The organism is Pseudomonas sp. R151218B TE3479 (genome assembly GCF_053629195.1).
On the sequence record NZ_JBRJHV010000001.1, the window covers coordinates 1,836,528 to 1,848,123 of the forward strand.

12 protein-coding genes are annotated in these 11,596 nt (G+C 62.5%); 8 read left to right on the top strand and 4 right to left on the bottom strand.

Translation table 11 applies throughout. The features are described 5' to 3' along the window. Nucleotides 1-12: 12 nt before the first annotated feature. Together AB7M32_RS08145 and AB7M32_RS08150 are read right to left on the bottom strand one after the other, a co-directional pair. Nucleotides 13-357, bottom strand: a complete 345-nt coding sequence (locus tag AB7M32_RS08145; protein ID WP_060739285.1) for a cupin domain-containing protein — start codon at nucleotides 355-357, stop codon at nucleotides 13-15. 97 nt (nucleotides 358-454) lie between these two features. Beyond that, nucleotides 455-1,336 (bottom strand): LysR substrate-binding domain-containing protein, encoded by an 882-nt coding sequence (locus AB7M32_RS08150; protein WP_454249610.1) that lies wholly within the window; start codon nucleotides 1,334-1,336, stop codon nucleotides 455-457. Between the two features lie 216 nt (nucleotides 1,337-1,552). Here AB7M32_RS08150 and AB7M32_RS08155 point away from each other — a divergent pair, with 216 nt between their 5' ends. Then, complete coding sequence (locus AB7M32_RS08155; protein ID WP_454249611.1) at nucleotides 1,553-2,317, top strand: sulfite exporter TauE/SafE family protein; 765 nt, start codon at nucleotides 1,553-1,555, stop codon at nucleotides 2,315-2,317. On the opposite strand, the gene AB7M32_RS08160 is transcribed toward AB7M32_RS08155, so the two are convergent. After that, on the bottom strand, nucleotides 2,307-2,621 hold the full coding sequence (locus tag AB7M32_RS08160; RefSeq protein WP_092201994.1) for a putative quinol monooxygenase: 315 nt from the start codon (nucleotides 2,619-2,621) through the stop codon (nucleotides 2,307-2,309). The two genes, AB7M32_RS08155 and AB7M32_RS08160, sit on opposite strands and share 11 nt — an antisense overlap. Before the next feature lie 199 nt (nucleotides 2,622-2,820). Here AB7M32_RS08160 and AB7M32_RS08165 point away from each other — a divergent pair, with 199 nt between their 5' ends. From AB7M32_RS08165 to AB7M32_RS08175, 3 genes are all read left to right on the top strand, one after another. Further along, nucleotides 2,821-3,411: an NAD(P)H-dependent oxidoreductase gene (locus AB7M32_RS08165; protein WP_454249612.1), complete on the top strand. Its 591-nt coding sequence runs from the start codon at nucleotides 2,821-2,823 to the stop codon at nucleotides 3,409-3,411. Nucleotides 3,412-3,499: 88 nt separating this feature from the next. Next, on the top strand, nucleotides 3,500-4,411 hold the full coding sequence (locus AB7M32_RS08170; protein WP_454249613.1) for a LysR substrate-binding domain-containing protein: 912 nt from the start codon (nucleotides 3,500-3,502) through the stop codon (nucleotides 4,409-4,411). A gap of 102 nt (nucleotides 4,412-4,513) precedes the next feature. After that, on the top strand, nucleotides 4,514-5,407 hold the full coding sequence (locus tag AB7M32_RS08175; protein ID WP_454249614.1) for an NAD-dependent epimerase/dehydratase family protein: 894 nt from the start codon (nucleotides 4,514-4,516) through the stop codon (nucleotides 5,405-5,407). Nucleotides 5,408-5,551: 144 nt separating this feature from the next. On the opposite strand, the gene AB7M32_RS08180 is transcribed toward AB7M32_RS08175, so the two are convergent. Continuing rightward, on the bottom strand, nucleotides 5,552-6,997 hold the full coding sequence (locus AB7M32_RS08180) for a SulP family inorganic anion transporter (protein ID WP_454249615.1): 1,446 nt from the start codon (nucleotides 6,995-6,997) through the stop codon (nucleotides 5,552-5,554). A gap of 335 nt (nucleotides 6,998-7,332) precedes the next feature. Here AB7M32_RS08180 and AB7M32_RS08185 point away from each other — a divergent pair, with 335 nt between their 5' ends. From AB7M32_RS08185 to AB7M32_RS08200, 4 genes are all read left to right on the top strand, one after another. Continuing rightward, complete coding sequence (locus AB7M32_RS08185; RefSeq protein ID WP_454249616.1) at nucleotides 7,333-8,682, top strand: GntT/GntP/DsdX family permease; 1,350 nt, start codon at nucleotides 7,333-7,335, stop codon at nucleotides 8,680-8,682. 27 nt (nucleotides 8,683-8,709) lie between these two features. Further along, complete coding sequence (locus AB7M32_RS08190) at nucleotides 8,710-9,570, top strand: MurR/RpiR family transcriptional regulator (RefSeq protein WP_454249617.1); 861 nt, start codon at nucleotides 8,710-8,712, stop codon at nucleotides 9,568-9,570. Between the two features lies 1 nt (nucleotide 9,571). Further along, nucleotides 9,572-11,044, top strand: coding sequence for an N-acyl-D-amino-acid deacylase family protein (locus AB7M32_RS08195; protein ID WP_454249618.1), 1,473 nt, complete (start codon nucleotides 9,572-9,574; stop codon nucleotides 11,042-11,044). Nucleotides 11,045-11,167: 123 nt separating this feature from the next. Continuing rightward, nucleotides 11,168-11,536: a glyoxalase superfamily protein gene (locus AB7M32_RS08200; protein WP_192262908.1), complete on the top strand. Its 369-nt coding sequence runs from the start codon at nucleotides 11,168-11,170 to the stop codon at nucleotides 11,534-11,536. Nucleotides 11,537-11,596: the final 60 nt, after the last annotated feature.

Below are 11,596 nucleotides of genomic sequence, written 5' to 3' on the forward strand. Positions count from 1 at the left end.
CGGTTTTTTGTTTCAGGCAAAGACGAAATACTTGCGCACGGTCTCGACCACTTCCCACGTGCCTTTCATGCCTGGCTCGATGACGAAGATGTCACCGGCGCGCAGATGGATCGGCTCCAGGCCCTCTGGGGTGATGATGCAGTAGCCTTCCTGGAAATGGCAGTACTCCCACTTCACGTATTCCACATACCATTTGCCGGGTGTGCAGATCCAGGTGCCCATGATCTTGCTGCCGTCTTCGCTGGTGTAGGCGTTGAGGTTGACGGTGTGCGGGTCGCCTTCGAGTTTTTCCCATTTGCAGGCATCGAGTACGGGCAGCGGATGGGTGTCGCGCAGGACGGTGATGGGGGCGGTCATGTGAACTCCGAAAGGGGCGGAAGAGAACAGGCACCCTAACGCGTGGCATGGGCGGGTAGATGCCTGTGGTCGACATCGGGCTATCCAGAAGCGCGCTTCAATCGGCCAGATGTCGAGCCAGGGCCGTAGCGTAGGCCGGCAATCCGTCGAAGTTGCGGGCGCACAGCAGCAGCGCCCGGTGGGTCCAGGCCTCTTGCAGCGTGACGCTGTGATATGAAGGCTCGGGCGGGCGCCGGTCGATGGCCGCCTTCGGCACGATGGCAATGCCTGCACCATGGGCCACCATGCGAATCATGCCGTCGAAACCATCGGCGCGAATGCGGATTTGCATGCGCGAGCCGATGTGCAGGGCCTGTTCTTCCAGGTGAATCGCCAGGGCACTGGAGGCGTTCAGGCCGACATAGTCGTGGCTGAGGGTCTCGCTGAAACGCACGGCTCGACCGTCAGCCAGTGGGTGCCCGGTCGGCAGGATCAAGACCAGTGGATCGTCGCGAAACGGCCAGGCCTGAAGGCCGTTGGTGTCCACCGCGTCGGAAACGATCCCCAGGTCCGCCGCGCCCTGGCGCAGCGCATGGGTGATCCGTGAACTGGGTAATTCCTGCAGGTCGATGTCGAGGTTGGGATGGGCCTTGAGAAAACCGGCCAGCAGTTCGGGCAGGTACTCGGTCATGGCGCTGGTGTTGCACAACAGCCGCACCCGGCCTTTGACGCCCTTGGCGTATTCCGCCAGGTCCTGTTGCAGGCGTTCGGCCTGTTGCAACAGGACTCGGGCGTGCTCGGCCAGGGCCCTGCCAGCCGGCGTCGGGGTTACGCCACGCCGTCCGCGCTCAAGCAGCTCGATGCCCAGGGAAGCTTCCATGGCCCGGACCCGCGCACTGGCCGCGGCCAGGGATAAATGGCTGCGGGCCGCACCGGCGGTGATGTTGCCGGTGTCGAGGATGTGCAGGTAGAGGCGCAGGTCGGTGAGGTCGAAGTGCATGGGCAGGTGATCCCTGTGCCGGGTTTGTCTGGTGTTTGCTAGATCGCCATCGCGAGCAAGCTCGCTCCCACAGTTTGAAATGCAATCCCCTGGGGGAGCGAGCTTGCTCGCGATGGGGTCGGCAGCATCAGCGAATGAACAGCCTATTGCTACAAGAGAGGCACCCTCAGTATATGGCAGATTTTCAAGCCAAGTCCCGGGGCGCACGATACCCCCATGAACACACTCATCGCTTTCTATCAAAATCTCGGCCTGGCCCTTTCCCTGCTGGTCATCGTCACCTTTCTGCTGGCCGGCACCATCAAGGGTGTGATCGGCCTGGGGCTGCCGACCATCTCCATGGGCTTGCTCGGACTGGCTATGGCACCGGCGCAGGCTGCGGCGTTGCTGATTATCCCGGCAACCCTGACCAATCTCTGGCAATTGGCGTTCGGCGGTCATCTGCAAGCCCTGATCCGGCGCCTGTGGCCGCTGCTGCTGGCGATTTTCATGGGCACCGGGCTCGGTACGTTGTGGCTCGGTATGACGGGTGGGGCTTGGGTCGTGCGGGCCTTGGGCGGGGCGTTGTTGCTGTATGCGTTGAGCGGGCTGTTGCTGCCAACGCTGCGGGTCGGTCCCGATGCCGAATCGTGGATCGCTCCGCTTTGTGGGCTGCTGACCGGCCTCATCACGTCCGCCACCGGTGTGTTCGTCATTCCGGCGGTGCCCTATCTGCAAGCGCTGGGCTTGAGCAAGGATGAACTGGTGCAAGCCTTGGGCTTGTCATTCACCGTTTCTACGCTGGCCCTGGCCGCCGGCCTGTTGTGGCGCGGCGAACTGGGCGGGGGCGAGTTGAGCGCTTCGTTACTGGCGCTGGCACCGGCGCTGCTGGGGATGTGGCTGGGGCAGTGGTTACGCCAGCGGATCAGCGCCGTGTTGTTCAAACGGACATTTTTCATCGGCCTCGGCGTGCTCGGCGGCCATCTGCTGATCAGCGGCTAGCCGAGGACGGGCTGAGCATGTCGACGCGGCGGATGTCGAAGTCGCGCTCCAGATACTCCATGCGTCGCTCGAAGAATTGCCGCATGTGCGGCAGGTTCGAGTGCACCTCCAGGTGCGCCTGGGAGGCCCAGATTTCATAGAAGATGAACAGCGTTGGATCCTGCTGGTCCCGCAGCATGTGATATTCGATGCAACCGGGCTCGGCACGGCTTGGTTCGACGTAGGCGCGAAACAGCGCTTCGAAGGCTTCGGCTTTTTCCGGGCGGGTCTTGGCGTGAAGGATAAAACCGTGCAGTTCGCTCATGGGGTGCCTCCTGAAATGACAGTCGGCTGAATTTTATTGCAACAATCAATGGTCGATTCGTGCGTTTTGATCAAATCACTTTTGTCGTGCCGGGCCTTATTCCGCGCGAGGCTCATCGATACTCTGCCGTCATCATTTTCAACCTTTCCATGCAGCGGCCCTCCAACGGCCCATGCCGTGGAACCCGATGAGGCTCCCCATGAAAAAAGTCCTGTTGCTCAACGGCGGCAAACAATTCGCCCACTCCGACGGTCGCTACAACGCGACCCTTCACGACACGGCACTCAGTGTGTTGGACCGTGGCGGTTTCGATGTGAAAACCACCTTCATCGACGGCGGCTACGACGTCCAGGAGGAAGTCGCCAAGTTCCTCTGGGCCGACGTGATCATTTACCAGATGCCAGGCTGGTGGATGGGCGCCCCGTGGACCGTGAAGAAATACATCGATGAAGTCTTCACCGAAGGCCACGGCAGCCTTTATGCCAGCGACGGTCGGACCCGTTCCGATGCCTCGCAGAAATATGGCAGTGGCGGCCTGATCCAAGGCAAGCAGTACATGTTGTCCCTGACCTGGAACGCCCCGCAGCAAGCCTTCGACGATCCGACCGACTTCTTCGAAGCCAAGGGCGTAGACGCGGTGTACTTCCCATTCCACAAGGCCAATCAGTTCCTCGGCATGACCGGCCTGCCAACCTTCCTGTGCGTGGACGTGATGAAGCGCCCGAACATCGAAGAGGATGTGGCGCGGTATGAGCGGCATTTGGTCGAGGTGTTCGGCCTTTCGCGGTAATCCGGCTACTATCGGGACCTACCTGAAGGCAATCATGCATCTGTGGCAAGCCCTGTCACATTGAGTTGCATGTCATGAGAGGACGCCTGTGAAAGCCAGATCCGACGAGTTGCAGATTTTCGTCTGCGTGATCGAGTGCGGATCGATCTCCGCCGCCGCCGAACAGGTCGGGCAGACGCCATCGGCGGTCAGCCGCACGCTGTCGCGGCTGGAGGCAAAGCTCGACACCACGCTGATCAACCGCACCACGCGGCGCATGGACCTGACCGAGGAGGGCAAGTATTTCTTCGAACAGGCCAAAGGCATCCTCGACCAGATGGATGAACTGGAAGAGCGCCTGTCGTCCCGCCAGAAAAATCCCGCGGGACGCTTGCGGATCAACGCGGCCTCGCCGTTCATGCTGCACGCCATCGTCCCGCACATTGAAGAGTTCCGCAGGCTTTACCCGGACATCCAGCTCGAACTCAACAGCAACGACCTGATCATCGACCTGCTGGAGCAAAGCACTGACATCGCCATCCGCATCGGCACCCTCACCGACTCGACGCTCCATGCTCGCGCCCTGGGCTGCAGCCCGTTGCACATCCTCGCCAGCCCGGCCTATTTGAAGCGGCACGGCACACCCACAAGCGTCGCCGAGCTGGCGGAGCATGCGTTGCTGGGGTTTGCCCAGAACGAGGGCCTCAATCAATGGCCGCTGCGCCACTCGCACGGTGATCGCTGGCCGATCCAGGCTGCCATCAGCGCGTCCAGCGGCGAGACCGTGCGTCACCTGGCGCTGCAAGGGCAGGGCATCGCCTGCCTGTCAGACTTCATGACCCGCGAAGACATCCAGGCCGGGCGGCTGAAGGTGCTGCTGGCCGATGCCAACAGCGGATACCGCCAGCCGATCAATGCGGTTTACTACCGCAACTCGCAGTTGGCCCTGCGGATCCAGTGCTTCCTGGACTTCATCCAGGGCAAGCTCGCCGACTACGCCGCGCGGGACTTCAAGGGCTGATTCGTGACTTCAAGGCAAGAGTGATTTGGGCAATGTGGGCTGTTTCGACAAGGGCCAGCCCTCGATACTCGTCCCATCACTCAGGTTGCCAAGGAGTTATCCATGAACGTATTCATCACCGGTGCTGCCGGTTTTATCGGCGGTTCCATCGCCACCGGCCTGGTACGCGCCGGGCATCAGGTTCGCGGTCTGGTGCGCAGTGCCGAACAGGCGAGCGAACTCACTGCGCTGGGCATCGAGCCGGTCATTGGCACCCTCGAGGACAGCGCGCTGCTCATCGAACAGGCCCGTGCCGCCGACGCCGTGATCAATGCCGCCAGCAGCGATCATCGTGGTGCGGTCGAAGCCCTGATCGAAGGGCTCGAAGGCTCGAACAAAGTGCTGCTGCACACCAGCGGTTCGAGCATTGTCGGCGATGCATCCGGTGGTCGTCACAGCGATGACATCTACCGGGAAAGCCATCTGCCGCCACCCACTGTCGATAAAGCGGCCCGCGTCGCCATCGACAATCTTGTCCTGGATGCCGCCCAGCAAGGCGTGAATTCGGCGGTGATCTGCAACACCTTGATCTACGGCCACAGCCTGGGGGTCAAGCGTGACAGCGTGCAGTTGCCTCGCCTGCTCAAGCAGGCGCGTAAAAGCGGGGTGGTGCGGCATGTGGGACCGGGGCAGAACATCTGGTCCAACGTGCACATCGAAGACGTGGTCGAGCTGTACACATTGGCCCTGACCCGTAACGTACCCGGCACGTTCTATTTCGTTGAAAGCGGCGAGGCCTCGTTCATCGAGATGACCACAGCCATGGCCCGAGCCCTGAAGCTGGGCGAGCCGCAAGATTGGCCGCTGGCCGAAGCCGAGGCCGAATGGGGCTACGAAATGGCCAACTATGGCCTGGGTTCCAACAGCCGTGTGCGAGGCACGAACGCCCGTGAGCTGCTGGGCTGGACGCCGAAGCGGACGTCGGTGGTGGAGTGGATTCTTGATGAGATGGTGTGAGTGACATCGGTAGTGCCAGCAGAATAAGCACCCTTGTGGGAGCGAGCTTGCTCGCGATGGCGCCGGGTCAGTCAGTACTGAAGTTGGCTGACCCACCGCTATCGCGAGCAAGCTCGCTCCCACAGGTTTTTGTTGGGTGTTGCTTCAGTCGTGCTGCACGCCGGCGCGCTTGAGCATTTGCTTGCAACGCTCGGACAGGTGAAACACCCGCAGGTGCTTGCCAGCTTTGTTGTAGCGCTCGCGCAGGGTCTTGAGTGCGGCGACGGCCGAGTAATCGACGAAGCGCAAATGACGGCAATCGAGGGTCACCAGGGCCGGGTCGTTGGCCGGGTCGAACTGGTTGAGGAACGGCGTCGATGAGGCGAAGAACAGCGTGCCGTGCAAGCGATAAAGCTTGCTGCCGTCGGCTTCCTCGTGGGTGTCGGCGTACAGCTCCCGGGCTTGTTGCCAGGCGAAGTTGAGCGCCGCGATGATAATCCCGCAGAGCACGGCCACGGCCAGGTCGGTGAACACCGTGATCACTGTCACCGCGATGATGACCAGCACATCGTTGCCCGGCACTTTGTTGACCACCCGCAACGAGGCCCAGGCGAATGTCTGCTGGGACACCACGAACATCACGCCCACCAGTGCCGCCAGCGGAATGCGCTCGATCAGTGGCGACAGGAACAACACGAACAGCAACACCATTACCCCGGCCACTACACCGGATAACCGTCCGCGTCCGCCCGAGCTGAGGTTGATCATCGTCTGGCCGATCATGGCGCAACCGCCCATGCCGCCCAGCAACCCGGAGGCCATATTGGCGGCTCCCAACGCCACGCATTCACGGTCCGGATAACCGCGACTCTCGGTGATTTCATCGGTCAGGTTCAAGGTCAGCAGGGTTTCCAGCAAGCCGACCATCGCCATGATCACCGCATAGGGCGCGACGATTTGCAGGGTCTGCAGGTTCCAGGGAATGTCCGGCAGGGCAAAGGTCGGCAAGCCGCCAGCGATGTGGGCCATGTCGCCCAGCGTTCGGGTCGGCAGGCCGAGCAGGTCCACCGCCAGGCCAACACCGAGGATGGCCACCAGCGCCGGCGGCACGCTGCGGGTCAGGCGCGGCAGCAGGTAGACGATGGCCATGGTCAGCGCCACCAGGCCGGCCATCAGGTACAGCGGCGGGCCGCTCAGCCAGGCCTCGCCATTCTTGAAGTGTTCCAGTTGGGCCAGGGCAATGACGATCGCCAGGCCGTTGACGAAGCCGAGCATCACCGGGTGCGGCACCATGCGCACCAGCTTGCCCAGGCGCAACAGCCCGAACGCCATCATGATCAGCCCGCCCAGTAGCACGGTCGCCAACAGGTACTGCACGCCGTGCTGGACCACCAGCGCGACGATCACCACCGCCATGGACCCCGCCGCGCCTGACACCATCCCGGGTCGACCGCCGAACAACGCGGTCAGCGTGCAGAGGATGAACGCGCCGTACAGCCCCATCAGCGGATTGAGGTGAGCCACCAGGGCGAAGGCGATGCACTCGGGGAGCAAGGCGAAAGAGGTGGTGAGGCCGGCGAGGATGTCGGCGCGAAGACGGGCTGATTTCATGATTTACCTGACTGGGCGCCGGTGGAGCGTCGGCTGCCGGGGAGTGGTGCAAAAAACAGGTGCGGATAGTACGGAATTGAGTGCGGGGCGGCCAGCCGTTGGTCGATTGTGTTGATGAATCTGGGGCCGCTTCGCAGCCCAGCGGGAGCAAGCTCCCTCGCTACAAGGCAATGAAAGTCCGGCGCTGGATTTTCATAGCGGCCGCATCGCGATGTCCATTAGCGACATTTCTTGCCTGGGGGCGAAAATTACTTTCAGTGGGTTTGAAGATTATTTGTCGAAATGATTTATGAGTTTCAGAACACATCGACGTGACCCCATTCGAGGAGTAACGCATGGCACCTGCTTTCGGTTATTGGCTACTGGTCTACGCGGCCATCGCCATCATTGCGCTGATCGTCCTGATCGCCCGCTACCGGCTCAATCCATTCATCGTGATTACCCTGGTCTCCATTGGCCTGGCATTGCTGGCCGGGATGCCGCCGTCGGGTGTGGTGGGGGCGTACGAGGCGGGTGTCGGCAAGACGCTGGGGCACATTGCGCTGGTGGTGGCCTTGGGCACGATGCTCGGCAAGATGATGGCCGAGTCCGGCGGGGCGGAGCGGATGGCGCAGACGCTGATCGAACGCTTCGGCGAGCGCAACGCCCACTGGGCGATGGTGTGCATTGCCTTCCTGGTGGGCTTGCCGTTGTTCTTCGAAGTCGGCTTTGTGCTGCTGGTGCCCATCGCCTTCACCATCGCCCGGCGTGTGGGTGTGTCGATCCTGATGGTGGGGCTGCCGATGGTCGCCGGGCTTTCGGTGGTCCATGCCCTGGTGCCGCCGCACCCCGCCGCGATGCTGGCGGTGCAGGCGTTCCAGGCCTCGGTGGGCCAGACTTTGCTGTACGCGATCCTGATCGGCATTCCCACCGCGATCATTGCCGGCCCGCTGTACGCCAAATTCATCGTGCCGCGCATCCAGCTACCGGCCGAGAACCCGCTGGAGCGACAATTCCTCGACCGCGAGCCGCGCACCAGGCTGCCGGGTTTCGGCGTGACCCTGGGGACCATTCTGCTGCCGGTGATCCTGATGTTGATCGGCGGCTGGGCCAACCTGATCTCCACGCCGGGCAGCGGTTTCAATCAGTTCCTGCTGTTCATCGGCAACTCGGTGATCGCTTTGCTGCTGGCGACCATTCTCAGCTTCTGGACCCTCGGCCTGGCCCAGGGCTTCAACCGTGAATCGATCCTCAAGTTCACCAACGAATGCCTGGCACCGACCGCCAGCATCACCTTGCTGGTGGGGGCCGGCGGTGGTTTGAACCGAATCCTGGTGGACGCCGGGGTCACGCAACAGATTGTCGGCCTGGCCCAGGAGTTCCAGTTGTCACCGCTGGTCATGGGTTGGCTGTTCGCCGCACTGATGCGCGTTGCCACCGGATCGGCCACGGTGGCGATGACCACGGCCTCGGGCATCGTCGCGCCCGTGGCGATTGGCCTGGGTTATCCCCACCCCGAACTGCTGGTGCTGGCCACCGGGGCCGGGTCGGTTATCTTTTCCCACGTCAACGACGGCGGCTTCTGGCTGATCAAGGAATACTTCAATATGACCGTCACGCAAACCTTCAAGACCTGGACTGTGCTCGAAACGCTGATTTCCGTGGTCGCGTTCGCCTTGACCCTCGGGCTTTCGCGCTTGCTTTGAGCGCAACGCACCCCAACAGGAGCCGCCATGGACATCCTCTACCAGATCCGTTCCCGCCAGGATTCCTTCAGTGCCGGCGAAGGAAGAATCGCCCGGCTGATGCTCGAAGACGTCGGCTTCGCCGCCTCCGCCAGCCTCGATGAACTGGCCCAACGGGCGGAAGTCAGCAGCGCTACCCTGTCGCGCTTCGCCCGTACCGTCGGTTGCCGCGATCTTCGCGACCTGCGCCTGCAACTGGCCCAGGCCAGCGGTGTCGGCAGCCGTTTCCTCGACCCGGCCGGTGCGCCGGAGCAATCAGCGTTTTATGGACAGATCGTCGGCGATATCGAAGCGACTCTGCGCCAGCATCTGTCGGCATTCGAAGAGTCGCGGTTCGGCGATGCCGTGCGGATGATCGGCAAGGCGCGAATGATCCATGCGTTCGGCCTCGGTGGCTGGTCGGCGCTGTGCGGCGAGGAGTTGCAGGTGCGGCTGGTGCGTTTCGGCTACCCGATCGCCGCCTGTCGCGACCCGGTGATGATGCGCATCACCGCCACTTCGCTGAGCGACCAGCATCTGGTCATCGCCTGTTCACTGACCGGTATCACGCCGGAGCTGTTGAGTGCCGTTGAATTGGCCCGCAGCTACGGCGCGGCGATCCTGGCTGTTACCCGCGCCGACTCGCCGCTGGCCCAACTGGCCGACTGCGTGCTGCCCCTGCAAGGCGCCGAAACCTCGTTCATCTACAAACCCACGGCGGCGCGCTACGGCATGCTGTTGGCCATCGATGTGCTGGCCACCGAGCTGGCGCTGGCCCATCCCGAAGACAATCAAGAGCGCCTGCGGCGAGTCAAACTCGCCCTGGACGATTACCGCGGCGGCGACGATGACTTGCCGCTGGGAGACTGACATGCTGTACGACACGCTTATTCGCAACGCGTTGGTCATCGATGGCCGCGATACCCCCGGCTACAATGCCGACGTAGGGATTCGCGCCGGGCGCATCGAGCGCATCGGCGAGCTGGGCGATGCCCAGGCGCTTGAAGAAATCGACGCCGCCGGTCGTGTGCTGGCGCCGGGTTTCATCGATGTGCACACCCACGACGACACGGTGGTGATTCGCCAACCGCAGATGCTGCCCAAGCTCAGTCAGGGCGTGACCACGGTAATCGTCGGCAACTGCGGCATCAGCGCTTCGCCGGTGAGCCTGCGGGGCGATCCGCCGGACCCGATGAACCTGCTCGGCACGGCCCAGGCATTCGCCTACCCACGCTTCGGGGATTATCGTGGGGCGGTAGAGGCGGCGAAGCCGGCGGTCAACGTGGCCGCGTTGGTCGGGCACACAGCGTTGCGCAGCAATCACATGGATGATTTGTTGCGCACTGCCTCGGCGGAAGAAATCGCTGCCATGCGTCGGCAATTGCGTGAAAGCCTGGAGGCCGGTGCACTGGGCTTGTCCACCGGACTGGCCTATGCCAACGCATTTTCGGCGTCCACCGACGAAGTCATGCAACTGACCGAAGAGTTGAGTGCATTCGGCGCGGTCTACACCACCCACCTGCGCAGCGAATTCGAGCCGGTGCTCGAGGCCATGGACGAGGCGTTCCAGATCGGCCGTCATGCACAGAGCCCGGTGATCATTTCCCACCTCAAATGCGCCGGGGCCGGTAACTGGGGACGAAGCCCGCAGGTCCTCGCGGCCTTGGAGAACGCGGCGAAAACCCATCCGGTCGGTTGCGACTGCTATCCCTACGCGGCCAGCTCCTCGACCCTGGATCTCAAGCAAGTGACCGATGCCCATCGCATCACCATCACCTGGTCGACACCACACCCGTCAATGGGCGGGCGCGACCTGACCGACATCGCCGGCGAATGGGAGGTGTCGCTCTTGGAAGCGGCGCGGCGCCTGCAACCGGCTGGCGCGGTGTACTACGGCATGGATGAGAGCGACGTCCGTCGAATCCTCGCCCATCCGCTGTCCATGGTCGGCTCCGACGGATTGCCCGAAGACCCGTTTCCCCATCCGCGCTTGTGGGGCGCATTCCCACGGGTTCTAGGCCATTTCAGTCGTGATGTCGGGCTGTTTGCGCTGCACACCGCCGTGCACAAGATGACCGGCCTTTCAGCGGCGCGTTTCGGCCTCAAGCAACGAGGGGAAATCCGTGAAGGCCATTGGGCGGACCTGGTGCTGTTCAATCCGCACACCATTCGCGACGTGGCCGATTTCAACGAGCCGCAACGAGCTGCCGAAGGGATTGATGGCGTGTGGGTCAATGGTGTCTTGAGCTACTGCGAAGGGCAGGCTTACGGGCGCCGGAAAGGGCGGTTCCTGGCGCGGGAGGGCGACCTGCGCCAGGGGTTTGGTCCAGCCAATGGCGTGTAAGCGGCTGATATTGTGTAAATTGGCGTCACAATAATGGCACTGCGACACTAAAGAAGCCGGGCCCAAGGCCGAAGCATTGGGGTCGACCCACTAAACTGGGTTTTTTCAGCCAGGGAGCAACCCATGAGCTTCGGTAAAACCACCCCGATCCTGCGGATCTTCGATGAAACCAAGGCGCTGGCGTTCTATGTCGACTTCCTGGGCTTTACCGTCGACTGGCAACATCGCTTCGGTGATAACTTCCCGTTGTACTTGCAGGTCTCCCGTGGCGACTGCGTGTTGCACCTGAGCGAGCACCATGGCGATTGCACGCCGGGCTCGGCCCTGCGGATCGAGACCGATGAGCTGGAGGCGTTCCAACAGCAATTGCAGGACAAGGCGTATCGCTACGCTCACCCCCAGATCCAGGCCATGCCTTGGGGAAGCCAGGACATGACGGTGGTCGATCCGTTTGGGAACCGGTTGGTGTTTACCAATGCGATCAATGTCTGAGTGGCGCCGCCGCTCGAACCCTCCCAGGCCAGACTGAAACCGAGCAGGTTTGAGCTGGCC